Origin of the sequence: Acinetobacter sp. ANC 3781, from assembly GCF_004331285.1 — a bacterium.
GTDB lineage: Bacteria > Pseudomonadota > Gammaproteobacteria > Pseudomonadales > Moraxellaceae > Acinetobacter.
The window spans coordinates 1-17,490 of the sequence record NZ_SJOH01000016.1 but is presented as its reverse complement, the minus strand read 5'-3'; the positions used below and the strand labels follow the sequence as shown (position 1 = coordinate 17,490).

The following is a 17,490-nucleotide window of genomic DNA, read 5'->3' as shown; positions in this document are numbered from 1 at the left end:
TGATTACCAAGCCTTGTTTAGATTTAATCCAGTCGATTGTTGCGAACCGACTAGACAGATTTATAGCGGGACATATACATCTTAAGAATTTAAAAAAACTTCAGGAGAAAGTTCTTGCATGGCCTGAAAATGAGACAGATAAATTTGACCACTTAAATGTTTTAACAGTTTTGAATGCTGTAATTTATCCATTACTGGACCCTTAATTTCTGAAAAATGTAATTTGATATTAATTTTTTTAAATTCTGCATTTACATCCTCCAGCATTTCTAAAGCACTCAGGTCAATCGCACTAATACTTGAACAGTTGATCACCACATGTTCTAAGTCCCTATGCTGACTTACCGCATTAATCAAGAAACCTTTTAAAGTATTGGCATTTAGAAAAGTCAGGTTTTCATCAATACGCATAGAAAGCACCTTAGAAGAGGTCAGCACCTGACGGCGTTGTACATTTCTAAAATGTTGCGTGCCTTCAACCAAACCAATCACCGCAATATGGGGACGACTAATTCGCCACAATAAAAGCATAAAGGTGGAGACAATACCAATGATTAAACCGGTAGAGATATCTATGCAGATCACGCCAAAAAAGGTAATCCACATGGCAATACCATCTGCTTTTGAATAACGCCAGGTTTCAATAAAAGGTTTGAAATCGACCAGCTTCCAGATAGAAACTATAATGGTGGCTGCCAAAATAACCAGAGGCAAATCACGGAAAAAACCAGTGAAATATAGGCTGACCACCACAATTAGCAGCGATGAAAACACACCTGCCAGTGGTGTTTTAGCCCCCGAATCTGCATTCACGACAGTTCGAGATAAACTGCCGGTGACCGGAAAGGCAGAACTAAGACCGGCACTTAAATTGGCTAAACCTAAGGCGACGAGTTCCTGGTTGCTGTTTAAATGACTGCGCTGCTGTAATGCTGTCGCTTGTGCGATGGATAAGGATTCGACAAAGCTAATCATGGCGATCATTGCAGCACCCGGCAATAGAGTGATGACCAAGTCCATATTCCAATACGGCATACTGAGAGGCGGAAAACCTGACGGGATTTCTCCAACAGTTTTAATGCCGATTTCTTGCAAATTTAGAAAATAAACCGCAGCAATTGAAGCAACGACGAGTACCAGCGGTAATGCTTTAGAGATAAAAGCTGTCGACCCAATACGACTTTTAATGGCATTGGAATTTAAAACTTTAGGTAGATAAATCAGAAAGAGTAGGGCAAACATGCCAAAAATGAAGGTTTGAATATTGCTATACCCAATGTATTGCCAAAAGCTGAGCAAAAATTCAGGAATATTATTGGCTTTTAAAGGAATATCAACCAGAAATTTGAATTGACCTAAAGCAATCAGTAATGCAGAAGCGATAATAAAACTTTGAATTACGGGATGGCTAATCAGTTGAATCAGAAATCCAAATCTAAAAATCCCGAGCAGTAAGGAGATGATTCCGACCATCACTGCAAGTAAACAGGCGGCTTGTATATAAACTGGAGAACCGACTTCAAATAATGGATTTAAAGTGGCAAAGGTCATCATGGAAATAATAGCGACCGGACCAATGGATAGCGTAGGACTACCACCAATCATCGCATAGATAATCATAGGCAGAATGCTGGCATACAAGCCCATTATAGGCGGTAAACCTGCAAGCATGGCATAGGCCATGCCTTGCGGAACCAGCATTGCAATCACAATCAGCGCAGAAAGAAGATCTGATTTAAATTTGGCTTGGTCATATTTGCGCAGCCATTGCCAAGCGGGCAATAATCTTGTTAAGCGAGAATTTAAATCTGACATATCTAAAGCTAAATCACTATTTTAGATATATTATGCATAAAAAATGCTAAGAAGTCTTAATCTGATCATTTTATCTATTTAATCTACTGATATTAATAAAACTAAATTAGATTCTTAGGGCAATAAAGTTGGTATAAAGTATTTAACAATTGAACAAGTTTTTCATCTTTAATCGAATAAAAAATCTGTTTGCCATCACGACGGGTGGAAACGACATCGCTTTTGCGTAACATCATCAGCTGTTGAGATAAGGTCGGTTGATTAATTTGGGTCAATTCTTCAATTTGCGAAACATTAAGTTCCTGTTTGGCAAGATGGCATAAAATAAGTAGGCGATCTGTATTGGCGAGTGATTTTAATATCGTGACAACGATATCGATAGAATCATGCATAGAAGCAATTTCAAGCTCGGTGTTCATATAACAGCATTTCCATACTACTCATCAGTAATATACGCAGTATAATGCCTGTATAGTTGAATACATGAGAAAAAAGCACTATTTTCAATGGTTTTTAATGAACTTAAATATCAAATATTCTTATATCAATAAAACAAGGCATTTAATTTCAGTTAAATGCCTTGTTTTATTGCTAGATGTGAATAATTTATTTTTTACTGGTTTGTTTAAATTCTTTTAATTCCTTTTCATTAAAATGAAGTGTTTCAATTATGGCTTGACGATTATCAGGATCATACCAATTGAAAATAGCCGACATTTTTTCTTCAAAATGATCACTGAGAACAAAATGAGTATCTTGAATACTTAATAAACTGTTTTGTTTAAGTATGGAAATAAAACTTTTTAAGGTCGCACTGTCAAAATAATAACCAGACGGAATTTTTTGAGCCTGGAAAAGTTTTTGCAATACCGTTTTGCCCATTTTCTCTAACTCCTTCATCGTAAGCGCTTGAGATGGAGCATACTGCTTAAGTAAACCTGAAATTATGATCATGTTATTCAAGCTAGAGCTAGATAGATGCGCAAGTGATAACAGCTTATTTTGCATCTGTTCATCTAACGCAATCGATACCGTGGTTTCTTGTTGAATAATCCAGCCCAACTGTTCTAAACTATTTAAAATTAATCCAATCTCATTTTCCAATTCATCTAGATTCCATTTTAAGAAAAACTCTTCTTTAAAATAGGGATACATATTTTTAACACTATCCATTAAATAATGACGTGAGATCTTTTTATAAGATTGAATCAGCATGGCGACTAATGCAGGAACAATAAAACAATGCAGAATATTATTACTAAAATAACTTAACAGGATTTTTTGACTTTCCGCCACACGAATCCAGTTTTCATTATTTTGACTAAAATTTTCAACTTGTTTTAATTTTTGAGCATATTGAACAATTTCAGCGCTGGATAATTCCGTCATCATCATTCGTTGATCGTACTTCGCCTCATTTAATAACTGACGATATTGATCAATTTGTAAGATTAAATCATATTCCCTTAAAGCATGATTTTTAGCATTAAGTAAAATTAGTGAGATCAATGAAATAGGATTAACCACCACTGCTTTATTAATATTTTCTAAAATAGAATTTGCGACCTGGTTGACAGTTTGAACCACAGGTTGAGGTAATTCGTCATCAATATTTAATTTAATTTGATCGGCTTGATTAGCGGTTAAAATTTTATCCAGAAAAATGGGTTCACCAAAATTAACATGCACTTGTCCAAAGACTTTTTCAATTTTACGCGCTGAACTTAAAATGCCCCAGATCGATTCCGCTTCCTTGGGCTTGCCATTCAGTTCATTTAAATAAGAAGTCCCTTCCATCAGCTTTTCATAACCAAAATAGGTCGGAATAAAAGCAATCGGCTTGGTCGCGCCGCGTAAATGACTTTGGACCGTCATCGAAAGCATGCCTTTTTTAGGCGGCAACAATAATCCTGTGCGCGAACGACCACCTTCAATAAAATATTCCAAAGGCGTGTTGCGTGATAAAAGGCTATGCAAATATTCTTTAAATACGGAGGTGTAAAGTTCATTGCCGCTAAAGGTACGGCGAATAAAATAGGCACCGCCGCCACGCATGATTTGACCGACAATCGGCAGGTTTAAATTAATCCCCGCGGCAATATGCGGAACCATGAGTCCACGGTTAAAAATCACATACGAGAGCAGTAAGTAATCGATGTGACTGCGATGGCAGGGCGTATAGACAATCTCATAATCCTTGGCTAACTCACGTACTGTATCGAAATTATGTACTTCAATGCCATCATAAAGTTGTGTCCATAACTTGGTCAGGGCAAGTTCAGCAAAACGTAAGGTTGAATATGAAAAATCAGAAACCACCTCGGTTAAATAACCTTTGGCACGATTTTCCGCTTCAAACATACTAATTTTATGATCAATACTTTCTTTACGAATGGCATCTTGAACTGTTTCAGTCTTCATTAACTTATTAATGAGATTACGACGGTCAGATAAATCGGGGCCTAAAATTGCTTCTTTATGTTTATTAAAATTGCTATTGAGTTGTTTAACAATTGAATGGGCGGGAGAAAAATTCGGATGCTCAATTTTGGCTTTTTGCATGGCAGATTTAAGTGAAATGGGCTTATGAAATTCAATATAGTTATCACGACTATATAATGAAATATTCAGGGCCTGTTTTAATTTGGATGGGGTAGACCATGCATCAGAAAATAAAGCCTTAAACCAGGAGTCTTCATATTCAGGCGAACGTCCCCATAATACCGTCACTGGTACCAGTTCAATATCGTATTCAGGATATTTTTCTAAAACTTCAATTAGCCGAATCAGTTTGGCAGAATAGTGATAAGCCTCATTTTTTGAACTCGGTACATTTAAAGCCAGGATCGAGTCATCTTCTTTAAATTCCTGAATCGTTAATGGCGCAAAAACTGAAGGCAGTTTGCGCGCTTTCGCTTCAGTGTCGATTAATACCGTATTACTGAGTGACGCATCTTGTAATACATAACAAATTAATTTTTTGTCGTGTTTATTTTTTATATTTTTTTCTAATTCTTCTGTATTGCCCAAGACTTGAGGAGTCACGATTTTATCAAGGATTTTCTGCGTAAATTGTCGATAGAATCGGCTATAACCCTTATTAGACATTTGCTTCCCTAAAATCTGTTTTCATTTGCTGGATATTGTGTGCAATAACAAGGATAAATACAAATCTTATTGATGACAAATAAGTCATTTAAGTTGTAATGACTTAAGAAAAACCAAGTTGAGATATGATGAAAAAATCTTTATTTTTTAGGCTTAAACAGACAGTTAAGACGAAAAAAATGGAATAGAAAAACTTATCTTCACGGTCTAAATGACTTATGATGAATGTATGGCTTTAAAATCAAAAAATCGCTCAAGGAGTTAAAATGAGTACAGATTCTGCATTTCCAACACCAAATAATTTAGGCATTGCGGTTTATAGTAATAATGCTGAGTCTATTGGCAACACCCCATTAATTCGTATTAACCGTTCAATTTCTTCACCTGCAACGGTACTGGCTAAAATTGAAAGTCGTAATCCTGCATTTTCAGTAAAATGTCGTATTGGTGCCGCTTTAATTAAAGATGCTGAAGAAAAAGGTTTGCTTAAACCCGGCATGCATATTGTAGAGCCGACCAGTGGTAATACCGGAATTGCACTGGCATTTGTCGCTGCGGCAAAAGGTTATGACATCACCTTGACCATGCCTGCAAGTATGAGTGTTGAACGTCGCAAAGTGTTAAAAGCATTTGGTGCAAATCTGGTCCTGACTGAACCTGCAAAAGGCATGAAGGGTGCGGTGGATGAAGCCGTACGTTTGGCCACTGAACAACCGGAACTGTATTATTTACCGCAGCAATTTGAAAACCCGGCCAACCCTAAAATTCATGAACAAACCACAGGTCCAGAAATTTGGGAAGCCACAACTGGTAAGGTGGATATTCTGGTTTCAGGAGTAGGAACGGGCGGAACTATTTCAGGGATTTCACGTTATTTTGAGCGGGTAAAAAATCAAGCGCTATATTCAGTGGCTGTTGAACCGGCTGAATCTCCAATTATTGGACAAGCCAAACGTGGCGAGCCTTTGACTCCTGGACCGCATAAAATTCAAGGCATTGGGGCAAACTTTATTCCCAAAAATCTGGATTTAGATTTAGTGGATGAAGTCATTGCAATTGATAGTGCAACAGCAATTGAATGGGCACGTAAAACAGCGACTCATGAAGGCATTCTGGTGGGTATTTCAAGTGGTGCTGCAATGGCAGCAGCTGCTCAACTGGCAGCACGTCCTGAAAACGCGGGCAAAACCATTGTGGTGATTTTACCGGATGCCGGTGAGCGTTATTTATCATCTGTTTTATTTGAAGATATTTCTGCCGATTAATGTGTCACGAATTTTTTGAGAATAAAAAGGCTGAAGTTGATCTTCAGCTTTTTTATTAAGTACGTATGAATCACAAAATCTTAACGGATAAACAGTTTTAAAATCAGTTTTTGAATAAATGTGCCATAAGGCGGATAAAACAAATACATCAAACTAAATTTCGGGCGGTTAAACACGGCTTTCGCATGACTAAAGGTGATAAAACCTTCATAGCCATGATAATGACCCATTCCCGATGTACCCATACCGCCAAAAGGCAGATCTTCCTGTCCGACATGAACCAAGGTTTCATTGAGGCAAACACCGCCACTATGCGTTTGCATGAGTACTTTTTGCTGATCTTGTTTGTTATAACCAAAATAATATAAAGCCAAAGGTCGCGGTCTTTGATTAATGTAGTCAATCGCTTCATCGAGCTGTTGATAAGTCACAATCGGCAATAAGGGACCAAAAATTTCATTTTGCATCACCTGCATATCATCTGTGACATTGCTTAAAACATAATGTGCTAAACGTCGACCTGAAGATGTGTCAGTAATGACATTCACAGTCGCATTTTTTGCAGTTGCATCCTCAATATAGCGATTTAGGCGGTTGAGCTGCCGCTCATTAATAATGGCAGTGTAATCCGGATTATTGTCTAGTGTCGGGAAAAACTCCTGAATGGCTGTCGAGTAATCTTCAATAAATTGGGCCTCTAAGTGCGCAGGAATCAGCACATAATCGGGCGCCACACAGGTTTGTCCAGCATTCATGGCTTTTCCAAAAGCAATTCGCCGTGCACTTTCACGAATATTGGCATCGGCCAAGACCAACGCTGGAGACTTTCCTCCAAGTTCCAAAGTCACAGGCGTAAGGTTGCAGGCTGCTGCACGCATGACGTGTTTACCGACTTCACTGGCACCGGTAAACAAGATGTGATTAAAAGGCAATTGGGTAAATTGCTGCGCAACTTCTGCATCACCATTGACCACACACACCAAATCTTCAGGAAAGGCTTGAGCAATCAGTTGCTTGAATAAGGCAGAAAATTCAGGGGTATATTCACTCATTTTCAACATCACCCGATTACCCGCCGCAAGGGCTTGGCAAAGTGGGCCGATGGCTAAAAATAGCGGGTAATTCCAAGGGACAACTATCCCCACCACACCAACCGGTTGATACAAGACATAACCTGTCGCAGGTTGGAAAAGAATACCAATATGACGTTTGCTTGGACGCATCCATTTTTTCAAATTTTTTAAGGCATATTTAATGCCGAATACACTGGTCATGACCTCGAACATTTCAGTTTCCGAATGACTTCGGTTAGAAAAGTCCTGACTAATTGCCTCATTGATCTGGGTTTTATTTTGCAGAATCAATTGCTGCAAATTTTTAAGCTGCTGCCTGCGCTGCTCTAAACTCGGGTAACTGTTTTCAGTAAATGCCTGTTTTTGCTTCTCGAATAATGCTTGTAACTCAATCCAGATACTTTGATCTGCACTTTGATCCATTTTATGATTCAACATCTTACATATCCTTTGTCAGTAGCGAGAGAGTAACTTGAATTTTTCAATATCATTCCGTTATTCTCACTTTGTTATACTTTTAAATCTTTTAAAATATTACATAACAGGTTCAAATCTATCCTCAAGTCATTTTGAGTGGACTGAGCATGATGCGCTTCTCTTTGGAGTTAAGCATGTAACTGTTTGGCGCGTATCATATCCACCGCTTTTTCAGCAATCATGATGGTTGGCGCGTTGGTATTGCCATTGACCACATTGGGCATAATCGAGGCATCGACCACGCGTAGATTTTCAATCCCATAGACACAAAGCTGCGGATCAACCACGGCCATATCATCAACCCCCATTTTACAGCTGCCGACAGGGTGATACACCGTATCTGCACGTTCACGTAAAATATGCCGGATTTCGTCATCGGTTTTGACCGAAGCACAAAACAGATCTTTTCTATGCAATGCTTTTAAGGCAGGTGAATGCATCAGTTGTTGCGTTAATTTATAGGCATTGACCATATCTTCAATATCATCTTCATGATCAAAAAAATTCGGGTCAATTAGGAGGGGATCTTCAATGCTTGGGCCACTGATTTGAATACTGCCGCGACTTTTAGGATTCAGCAGGCAGACATGACAGGAAATACCGTGACTGGCATGAAAAGTACGAGCGTGGTTATCGACCAAGGCCACAACAAAATGCAGCTGTAAATTTGGAATGTCCTTATCTACTGTACTTTTTAAAAAGCCGCCACACTCGGCAAAATTGGTACTGAGCATGCCACGGCGCTCTTTACGATAGCGTGAAATTTGCTTCATCAAGTCAATCGTACCGGCCAGCGAAACGCCAAAAGTACCCGCAATATCACTAACGGTATAACTAAAAATAAAATCAGGATGATCGTGGAAATTTTTACCGACACCGGGCAGGTGTTTGGTCACGGCAATATTATGCTCGCCCAGTTTCTGTTCATCTCCAATACCGGATAGCATTAAAATTTGCGGCGAATGCATCGCACCTGCGCTTAACAGCACTTCTTTATGGGCACGCAGCTGTTTAAGTTGTCCTCCATGTTTAACCTCGACCCCCACTGCAACCTGATTTTCAATTAAAATGCGCTGGGTAGAGGCATGGGTATAAATGGTCAGGTTGGGACGTTCCAGATGCGGAAATAAATAGGCACGCGCCGCACTACAGCGCTCGCCATTAATATGGGTGACTTGATAAACACCTAAACCTTCTTGTTCGGCCCCGTTAAAGTCATTCAGAATTTTATAACCTTGTTCTTTCGCAGCAGTGATATAACGTTCATGCCATGGACTATCGGTGCGCAAATTCGATACTGATAAAGGTCCGGCATTGCCATGATATTCATTTTGAATATCGTGATTGTTTTCCGAACGAATGAAGTACGGCTGAACCTCCTGATAACTCCAACCGTGATTACCCAGTTCCGCCCACCGGTCATAATCTTTTTGATGGCCACGCACATAAATCATCGCATTAATGGCAGATGATCCGCCTAAACATTTACCACGCGGTTGATAGCCTTTACGGCCATTTAGACCTTTCTGTGACACAGTTTCAAAGGCCCAATTGTTGATTTTGCTGGGTATGCTGATCACGGCTGCGGCGGGGGTATTTACCGTCCATGTATTGCCATGACTGCCAGCTTCTAATAAACACACTGAAATTTCTGGATTTTCTGATAAACGTCCAGCCAAAACACAGCCGGCACTGCCACCACCAATGACAATATAGTCAAACATCTGGTTTTCCATAGAGGATCTTGTTCCTGTTATTTATTCTTGAATATCATTTTTGTTTTAAGTGACATTTCTATTGTTTTATCACCCATTTAATTCGATCTTACTGAAGCTTTAGGCGAAAAGATATACAGTTTAGCGCTTGATTCAAAAAAATAAAAAATGGTTTATTCTTACCTGTACTTATATAATTAACTGCCGTTCTAATTACAGTTTCATACGATATTCGGTATAAATGAGCATTGGAAATAAGACTAAAAAAGCAGATGATGTATATCTGTTATGGATTAAAACAAGTAGGATTTTAATTAGTGTTTGAGCTTGACTGTAAATTACTCAGTGTTTTTCTTTATATTTATAAATATAAAAGTGTTTCGGTTGCAGCAGAAAATCTGTCGATGAGTCAACCGACGGTCAGTAATATTCTGAATAAAATTAGACAGCATTATAATGATCCGCTTTTTTTAAGAATTGGCAATGAGATGATTCCTACCGAGTTATCTAAACAGCTTTTTCCCTTGGTCAGTGAAGCACTAAGTAAGGTCGAGATCATCAATAATTTCACCATTGATTTTGATCAATCGGTTTCGCAGCAGAAATTTACCATTGCCATGACCGATGTTTCACATTTGGTGTTATTACCTAAAATTTCACAGTATTTAAAACAACATGCTTCGCATATTCGCTTGAATGTACGCGCGATTACTTCAGAAACTAGTTATCAGATGGCCAATGGGGAAATTGATTTAGCCATTGGTTTTTTACCCAATTTGGAAAATGGTTTTTATCAACAAAAATTATTTGAACAATATTATGTGGTGATTGCTTCTAAAGATCATCCAAGGCTGAGTGGAAACAGTTTAACTACTGAACAATATATCAGTGAACCCCATATCGATATTGATGCTGGAATGGGGCATTACCATATTGAAAATGAGTTACTTAATTTAGAATTAAAACGTAATATTTTAATGCGTTTACCAAGCTATTTAGGTGTGGGGCTAGTGGTACAGGAAACCGATGCCATAGCAACCGTGCCTTATTATTTAAGTAAAGTGTTATTGTCGCGCGGCAATTTACAAATTTTAGAAGCGCCGATTACCTTTCCAAGCTATGCCGTAAAACAATATTGGCATATGTCTTGTCATCACAAAACCAGTCATCAATGGCTGCGTCAGATGTGTTATGAATTATTCAGCCAAATGAATGAACTGGATGGTTCGATGCCTGGAATGATTCAGCAACAAGAATAATGATTTAAATCATATCGATTTACTAATCTACGGAAGAAATTTTATCCGGGGTCATGAGTGCCTGATTGATATACAGCTTGATTAAACGTTCACGAGAACCAATGGATTTTTGATAATGGGTTGAATTGAGGAGTAAAGATGCACCATAGGTCACGGTCCAGATATAAGATAAATAATCGCGAATTGACATGGCGCTATCTAAGGATGTTAAATATTCATCGGTCATGTCTTTGATTTCAATAATCCGTTCTTCACGCACCTGATATAATTCTTCAAATAATTCTTTTAATTTTCTTTCATTGTTGGTTAGTCGGTCTTCAATCACGTGTAATAAAATAGTCCGGTTAGAATTTAACATGTTGTAAAGCATGTACTGTGAAACATAGGTTTTAATATTGTTTTTATATTTTTTTGAAATTTCTAATAATCTTTTTTCATTCAAAATAATCAGTTCTAAATACAGCTGATTTTTGCTTTTAAAATGTTTATAAATGGTGCCTTTGGCAATATCCAGTTCAGAGGCTAATTCTCCAAGCGTAATATCTTGATTGTTATCCAGCAAAAGCGTTTCTGCCATGGCTAAAATTTTCTCTTTTCGTAATAGAAAATTTTGTTGGCGTACTGTATTCATTGCAATTGTTCCAAGCAAACATTAAAAAAGCGTCTTCAACATATACTAATAAAATTATTATGACCATGCCACTATGGTTAGAAATTGGTAAAAATTAATATTTAAAATTCGATATTTATATTTGACCCCCATTTTGAATTTCATAGCGCTCAAGTGCATAGCAAAAATTAAAAGTCAATAAATGAGAACCTGAGAGGTCAATAATCGCCAATAAAATTCCAATTGGATAATAATTATTTTATTGTTATTTAGCCCTAAAAAGTGGAATCACAGATTAAACGCAAAGAAATAATATTCTGATCAAACGGTATTTTAACCGTACATTTAAAGATGAGGTTTTAGAATGAATTTCTTAAGTCAAAGTCAATTTAAATGACAGAAAAGAGGTTTTGTTCAGCTAGCATTAGAAGCCAGCCGATTCAATTTTGGTTCATGGTGATGTACGCCGTACGCTCCTTAATGGTCGTGCCAACAATGAAACATCACATGCATTTGCGATGTATGTGGGGCAGCAACTGGATATCACTAAATGCCCTAGCGATGCAGAAGCGGTGAAAAAGTAAGGATCGTGTAGCGTTGTTAACCCTAATTACCAAAGCCTATTTAACCGATACGGCATTGAATACTGTGCTTGATGCCCAAATGGTGTTTGGTGATCATGGATATATCCGGGAATGGGGCATGCAACAATGCGTGCGTGACCTGCAGATCTCGCAAATTTATGAAGGCACCAATGGTGTACAAGCTCAGGATTTAATCGGCCGTAAAACCATTCGCAAGAATGGTACTAATATGACGAAATATATCACTGAAATTCGTGAATTTTTTGCTACATTAGATAATTCACTTGCGATTAAAGCCGCGACTTTAAAAGCATGTAATGAAGTGGAAGCGATTACCCGGTTTATTTTGCAACAGGCGAAAGGCCAGCTGATTTTGCTAATGGGGTTGCGGTAGATTACTTGTATACATTGGGCTTACTGAGCTTTAGTTATATGTTTGCAAGAATCTCGCAAGCAGCTCAAGCTAAAACAGAAGCACTCTGTCAAAACAAACTTATTTTGGCGCAGTATTTTGCAGAAAAAATATTATCTGGCTTAACTGCATATATTGCCCAAATTAAAGCCGGTTCAAACTTGATGATGCAGTTACCTGAAGACTACTTTACTGCTCAATCTTAAGTCTAAGACCAATGCTTTACTTCAAAAGGAAATGACATGGGTAGAGTATTCTGTTCATGTCAGTGGATAAGATCTATAAATGAGGATGGAAAAGAATGATTGTTATTGTGAATGCTGTACGTACAGCGATGGGTGGTTTTCAAGGCTCGCTTTCAGCATGTACAGCACCAGATTTAGGTGCAGTGGCTATTAAAGAAGTAGTCACACGTTCAGGCTTACAGCCTACAGATATTGATGAAGTGATTTTTGGTTGCGTGTTGCCTGCAGGTTTAAAGCAAGGGCCAGCACGTCAGGCCATGCGCCAGGCAGGCTTGCCTGATTCGACCGGTGCAACCACCATCAATAAAATTTGTGGTTCGGGTATGAAAGCGGTTATGCAAGCGGCCGATGCAGTTAAAGCCGGTTCTGCACAAATCGTGGTTGCAGGGGGTATGGAATCGATGAGTAATGCGCCATATTTACTTGAAAAAGCCCGTGCCGGTTACCGTATGGGGCATGGTAAAACCACAGACCATATGTTCCAGGAAGGTCTGGAAGATGCGGAAACCGGTCTTTCGATGGGCATACTTGCACAAGAAATGGCAGATAAAAAAGGCTATACCCGTGAGCAACAAGATGCTTTTGCAATCAGCTCTCTAAATAAAGCCGTTACTGCAATCCAGAACGACTATTTTAAGGCTGAAATTGCACCTGTAACCGTCTCTAGCCGTAAAGGCGATGTGGTGGTTGAGCAAGATGAGCAACCCCTGAATGCCAAAGCCGATAAAATTCCGACTTTACGTCCTGCGTTTAAAAAAGATGGCACTATTACCGCTGCAAATGCCAGTTCAATCAGCGATGGGGCTTCTGCACTGGTAATTACTTCAGAAGAAATTGCAGCTGAACGTGGACTTGAAGCTGTTGCTAAAGTTTTAGCTTATGCCAGCCATTCACAGCATCCTTCTGAATTTAGTATTGCTCCGGTGGGTGCAATTGAGAAAGTTCTAAAGAAAACCGGCTGGACTGCTGCTGAAGTTGATCTTTGGGAAATTAATGAAGCCTTTGCGATGGTAACCATGGCGGCTATGGATGCTTTTAATTTAGATGAAGCTAAGGTCAATGTGAACGGTGGTGCATGTGCCCTCGGTCATCCACTCGGTTCATCAGGTTCACGTATTATTGTGACCTTGATTCATGCATTGCAACGTACTGGCGGCAAAAAAGGTATTGCTGCATTATGTATTGGTGGTGGTGAAGCGACTGCTATTGCGGTTGAATTAATTTAAACTGGCACAATGAATCCAGCAGTAAGCCCAACAAATGCCATGATTCTAGTACGCTAGGATGATGGTAAAAGGAATTGATTAAGACAGTGCTGTAGTAGGTCCAATGGGGTTTGCTGGTACAGATGAAGCCGACACTGTTCCTTTGGCTTTGGTCTATTCTGCTCAGTAACATCCTTTAAAAATTACCCTGACAATCAGTGCAAGTCTAAGTAATAAAACTGCTGGTCGCTTAAATGAAGCGCATGCCATTTACGTCGTTGTCTCCCTATCAGGCCGATCCAGGCTGGCGTAAAGTGACTAACGCTGATGAAGTAATCTATCGTTAGCACCTGTCTGAAATGGAAAATAATCTGCGTCATCATAATTTACTGCTTACTAATATGGCGGTTATCGCAGCATTCTCCCTCACTAAAGATAGTTATTCCCACTCTGGTTCATACAGTAACTTGGTTAACTTTATTAAAATGGAGGAGCAGGCCATTATTGAGATTGATCCAAAACACTAGGTTATCTAGGGTACTTGGAAAATGCTTTAGAAAATTCAAAACTTAAAAGTTGACTCATGATTAACAAAAATGGTGACAATTATTTCATTAACCATATGTTAAAAGATAAAGCTACCGGAAGAACCGAAGATTTGGTGGATTCAAAATCAATTTATAAAAAGTGAAATAGTTGAATGACTATAGCCGATGCCGTATTTTAGTTCAGCCACGACATCTTTTCTTTTCTATCCCGTGAATAGAATTTAATAACTCGGCATAATCCTGCACAAAATAATTTGCCTGAGCTTTAATTGCCTCTAACTCATGTGCCGAATATTGGTCATAAATGGCAATAACGTCAATACCGGCTTGTTTCGCTGCCTCGACACCAATGAGTGAGTCTTCAATAATTAAACATTCTTCCGCCTTAAAGCGAAAATGCTGAAGTGCGGTTAGATAGACTTCAGGATGTGGCTTGATATTTTCGACATTTTCTCGGGTTAAGATGAGTGAAAAATCGTTCTTGAAATCAATTTTACTATTGATAAGGGTATTGTTGTCTTGATAACGCTGAATATTGTACAAACTGGTGGTTGTAGTCAGTGCTAATTTTATCCCTTGTTGTTTGAGCGCATCAATCAATAGGTGGGCTTGAGGTTTGAGTTGAACAATATGATCAAGAAAATAACGTGAAATACTATAACGTCGTGACTTAACTTCTGCTTTAGTTAATTTAAAAGCATAAAATTCGTTGAGATAGCCACAATATTCCAAATATGGATCAGGAGATTGTCTGAAGTTTTTCAGCTGGATATCCCGCTGCTGCTGAATGGTATTCAGATCCACTTCAATCTTCGATAATTGCTGAATCAGGGTTGCATCGACTTGATTCCAGATTCCCACGGAATCAATCAGGGTGCCATCTAAATCAAAACAAATTAACTTTTTCCCCTGAAACATTTTCATCTGACATTTTGTTTGAATGAGCTGAATTATATCTCGTCTGAATATGCACAGTAAGATTAATAGAAAATATTTCTTGTTTTAAGTTTTGTTTGGAAATCGTTCTTTAAGTTGGGTAAATAGCATCTGCATACCTTGAGTCGCGGTTTGGGGAATTAAATGATATTGCTTGGGTACACGAAGATGATCAGCTTTAGGATCAATATAATAGGCTTCACATGTTGCAGGTATTTCATGAATCAGTCCGGCAACTGGGCAAACCACCAAACTGGATCCAATGACGATAAAAATATCGGCATCTTGAACCAGTTGAATGGCGTGTTTATAAGCGGGGACGGCTTCGCCAAACCAGACCACATGCGGACGTAGCGGATAGCCCAGCGGACATTTATCGCGTTGCAGATTTAATTCCCAGCCTTGAACAGGGTAGAAGGTCTCAGAATATTGTGCCCCCGGTGCAGAGCTTTTGGCTAAGCGAATATTGCCATGTAAATGTAAAACATGCCGGCTGCCAGCGCGTTCATGTAAATCATCTATATTTTGGGTAATGACATCACATTCTGCAAAGTCCTGGATTTTGGCAATGAGTTGATGTGCTAAATTTGGCTGTGCTTCCAAAACACTTTTGCGCCGTGCATTATAAAAGCGCTGCACCAATTCTGGATTTCTTTGCCATGCCTGCGGTGTCGCTACATCTTCAATCTTGTGATTTTCCCAAAGTCCATCATGATCACGAAAGGTATTAATTCCACTTTCTGCACTCATTCCTGCATCGGAAAAAATCACGATTTTTGGCATTTCTATCGGTTCGCTGTCTTTAATTTAGATAAACTTATCATAAATTATTCAGCTTTTTATAAGTTTTACATAACACTTTAATTTTACTTTTAAGCAGCTATAAAAACAAAAGCCCCCACAAAGTTGTGAGGGCTAATTGTGTTATTTTTCTATCAAGCAATAAACTCTTGAACCGCCTGATTGAACTCATCTGGACATTCAATATTTGAAATGTGCGAGGCATTAATTTCAAATAAAGCACTATTTTTAATCTGGTTAACCATAAATTGACCATCAGCTACTGTGGTCACGGGATCTTGCTGACCTGCTACGACCAATACTGGCACAGCAATGTCTTTGAGTTGTTCGCGTAAATCTGCTTTTGCTAAAGCTTCACAACAACTTGCATAACCTTCAGCGCTGCCAGCTGCCAGGCTATTTTGCAACTTTTCAACTTCTGCTGCATTGCTTTGAATAAACTTATCTGTAAACCAGCGCCCGGCTGCAGTTGAAGCGATCGGTTGTAAACCTTGTTCACGTACCAGTGCTGCACGCTCATTCCACGCTTCTTGCTGACCAATTTTCGCTGCAGTATTACATACAATAACTTTGTTAAAACGCTTGGCTTTGTAAACAGCAAGCCATTGACCAGTTAAGCCACCCATCGAAATACCGCAAAAAACAGCTTTTTCAATATTAAGATGGTCAAGCAGATTCACGACATCTTGACCTAATTGCTCAAGCGTATATGGACCTTGAGGCGCTGAAGATGCGCCATGACCACGTGTGTCATAACAAATCACAAAGAAATCATTTTGAAAATGACTAATCTGAGGTTGCCACATTCCATAATTCGTTCCGAGCGAATTTGAAAAGATAATCGCCGGTTTATTGACATTACCAAAGGTTTGGTAATTGATTTGAGCACCATTAGAGTTAAAAGTTGGCATTTTTATTTCCTAATTCTCCCTCGATCCCTCCTTTACAAAAGGAGGGAGGAAAGAGCATTTAATAATTAAACACGTTCGATAATTAAAGCGATACCTTGACCGACACCAATACACATTGAACACAGCGCGTAGTGGCCACCCGTCTGTTCCAGCTGGTTCAGCGCAGTCGTCACCAGACGAGCACCGGATGCGCCAAGCGGATGACCCAATGCGATCGCGCCACCATTCGGATTGACTTTGGTTGAGCCATCTTCAATACCTAAGTCACGCGTCACCGCCAAGGCTTGTGCGGCAAAGGCTTCGTTCAGTTCAATCACATCCATCTGCTCCAGCGTTAAACCGGTTTGCTTGAGCAGCTTTTTAATCGCAGGTGCAGGGCCAAAGCCCATGATGCGGGGTTCCACACCAACCACGGTGGCGCCAATAATCTTGGCACGCGGTGTTAAGCCATATTTTTCTACCGCCTCATCCGAAGCAATCAGCAGGGCTGCTGCACCATCGTTAATCCCGGAAGCATTACCCGCCG

13 protein-coding genes and 1 pseudogene are annotated in these 17,490 nt (G+C 39.2%); 4 read left to right on the top strand and 10 right to left on the bottom strand.

The features are described from left to right. Positions 1–81 precede the first annotated feature (81 nt). The 3 genes from E0H89_RS12090 to plsB form a co-directional block, all read right to left on the bottom strand. Entirely contained in the window at positions 82–1,815 is a 1,734-nt protein-coding gene (locus tag E0H89_RS12090) for a SulP family inorganic anion transporter (protein ID WP_131217440.1), read from the bottom strand. A 101-nt stretch (positions 1,816–1,916) separates the two neighbouring features. Then, positions 1,917–2,234: an ArsR/SmtB family transcription factor gene (locus E0H89_RS12085; protein ID WP_131217438.1), complete on the bottom strand. Its 318-nt coding sequence runs from the start codon at positions 2,232–2,234 to the stop codon at positions 1,917–1,919. Positions 2,235–2,421: 187 nt separating this feature from the next. Further along, complete coding sequence (gene plsB, locus E0H89_RS12080) at positions 2,422–4,923, bottom strand: glycerol-3-phosphate 1-O-acyltransferase PlsB (RefSeq protein WP_131217436.1); 2,502 nt, start codon at positions 4,921–4,923, stop codon at positions 2,422–2,424. 266 nt (positions 4,924–5,189) lie between these two features. Between plsB and cysK the strand changes: the two genes are divergently transcribed. Continuing rightward, positions 5,190–6,188, top strand: coding sequence for a cysteine synthase A (gene cysK, locus E0H89_RS12075; protein ID WP_131217434.1), 999 nt, complete (start codon positions 5,190–5,192; stop codon positions 6,186–6,188). A gap of 80 nt (positions 6,189–6,268) precedes the next feature. Here the strand turns inward: cysK and E0H89_RS12070 are convergent, their stop codons facing one another. Beyond that, positions 6,269–7,699, bottom strand: coding sequence for a coniferyl aldehyde dehydrogenase (locus tag E0H89_RS12070; RefSeq protein WP_131217432.1), 1,431 nt, complete (start codon positions 7,697–7,699; stop codon positions 6,269–6,271). A gap of 167 nt (positions 7,700–7,866) precedes the next feature. Beyond that, positions 7,867–9,474: a GMC family oxidoreductase gene (locus E0H89_RS12065; RefSeq protein WP_131217430.1), complete on the bottom strand. Its 1,608-nt coding sequence runs from the start codon at positions 9,472–9,474 to the stop codon at positions 7,867–7,869. A 296-nt stretch (positions 9,475–9,770) separates the two neighbouring features. Between E0H89_RS12065 and E0H89_RS12060 the strand changes: the two genes are divergently transcribed. Continuing rightward, a complete protein-coding gene (locus E0H89_RS12060; protein WP_131217428.1) occupies positions 9,771–10,712 on the top strand; it encodes a LysR family transcriptional regulator in 942 nt (313 codons plus the stop codon). Positions 10,713–10,734: 22 nt separating this feature from the next. Here E0H89_RS12060 and E0H89_RS12055 read toward each other — a convergent pair whose 3' ends face one another. Continuing rightward, positions 10,735–11,343: a TetR/AcrR family transcriptional regulator gene (locus E0H89_RS12055; protein WP_131217426.1), complete on the bottom strand. Its 609-nt coding sequence runs from the start codon at positions 11,341–11,343 to the stop codon at positions 10,735–10,737. Between the two features lie 407 nt (positions 11,344–11,750). Here E0H89_RS12055 and E0H89_RS12050 point away from each other — a divergent pair. Both E0H89_RS12050 and E0H89_RS12045 read left to right on the top strand, forming a co-directional pair. After that, positions 11,751–12,524, top strand: a pseudogene (locus E0H89_RS12050) (acyl-CoA dehydrogenase C-terminal domain-containing protein); the annotation flags it as partial. A gap of 95 nt (positions 12,525–12,619) precedes the next feature. Continuing rightward, positions 12,620–13,789: a thiolase family protein gene (locus E0H89_RS12045; RefSeq protein ID WP_131217425.1), complete on the top strand. Its 1,170-nt coding sequence runs from the start codon at positions 12,620–12,622 to the stop codon at positions 13,787–13,789. A gap of 707 nt (positions 13,790–14,496) precedes the next feature. Here E0H89_RS12045 and E0H89_RS12040 read toward each other — a convergent pair. The 4 genes from E0H89_RS12040 to E0H89_RS12025 all read right to left on the bottom strand — a co-directional run. Beyond that, positions 14,497–15,234, bottom strand: a complete 738-nt coding sequence (locus E0H89_RS12040) for an HAD family hydrolase (RefSeq protein ID WP_131217599.1) — start codon at positions 15,232–15,234, stop codon at positions 14,497–14,499. Positions 15,235–15,318: 84 nt separating this feature from the next. After that, the gene (locus E0H89_RS12035; RefSeq protein WP_131217423.1) at positions 15,319–16,035 is read right to left on the bottom strand and encodes an SIR2 family NAD-dependent protein deacylase; all 717 of its coding nucleotides are present in this window, start codon (positions 16,033–16,035) and stop codon (positions 15,319–15,321) included. Positions 16,036–16,187: 152 nt separating this feature from the next. Further along, complete coding sequence (gene pcaD, locus E0H89_RS12030) at positions 16,188–16,964, bottom strand: 3-oxoadipate enol-lactonase (protein WP_131217421.1); 777 nt, start codon at positions 16,962–16,964, stop codon at positions 16,188–16,190. A gap of 65 nt (positions 16,965–17,029) precedes the next feature. Beyond that, on the bottom strand, positions 17,030–17,490 hold a 461-nt coding region (locus tag E0H89_RS12025; protein WP_502698406.1), incomplete at its 5' end, for a thiolase family protein.

Bases quoted from the DNA above. Each gene is read 5' to 3' on its own strand.
- E0H89_RS12070 (WP_131217432.1), bottom strand. From the start codon at position 7,699: ATGTTGAATCATAAAATGGATCAAAGTGCAGATCAAAGTATCTGGATT.
- plsB (WP_131217436.1), bottom strand. From the start codon at position 4,923: ATGTCTAATAAGGGTTATAGCCGATTCTATCGACAATTTACGCAGAAA.
- E0H89_RS12090 (WP_131217440.1), bottom strand. From the start codon at position 1,815: ATGTCAGATTTAAATTCTCGCTTAACAAGATTATTGCCCGCTTGGCAA.
- E0H89_RS12035 (WP_131217423.1), bottom strand. From the start codon at position 16,035: ATGCCAAAAATCGTGATTTTTTCCGATGCAGGAATGAGTGCAGAAAGT.
- E0H89_RS12085 (WP_131217438.1), bottom strand. From the start codon at position 2,234: ATGAACACCGAGCTTGAAATTGCTTCTATGCATGATTCTATCGATATC.
- pcaD (WP_131217421.1), bottom strand. From the start codon at position 16,964: ATGCCAACTTTTAACTCTAATGGTGCTCAAATCAATTACCAAACCTTT.
- cysK (WP_131217434.1), top strand. From the start codon at position 5,190: ATGAGTACAGATTCTGCATTTCCAACACCAAATAATTTAGGCATTGCG.
- E0H89_RS12055 (WP_131217426.1), bottom strand. From the start codon at position 11,343: ATGAATACAGTACGCCAACAAAATTTTCTATTACGAAAAGAGAAAATT.
- E0H89_RS12040 (WP_131217599.1), bottom strand. From the start codon at position 15,234: ATGTTTCAGGGGAAAAAGTTAATTTGTTTTGATTTAGATGGCACCCTG.
- E0H89_RS12065 (WP_131217430.1), bottom strand. From the start codon at position 9,474: ATGGAAAACCAGATGTTTGACTATATTGTCATTGGTGGTGGCAGTGCC.
- E0H89_RS12045 (WP_131217425.1), top strand. From the start codon at position 12,620: ATGATTGTTATTGTGAATGCTGTACGTACAGCGATGGGTGGTTTTCAA.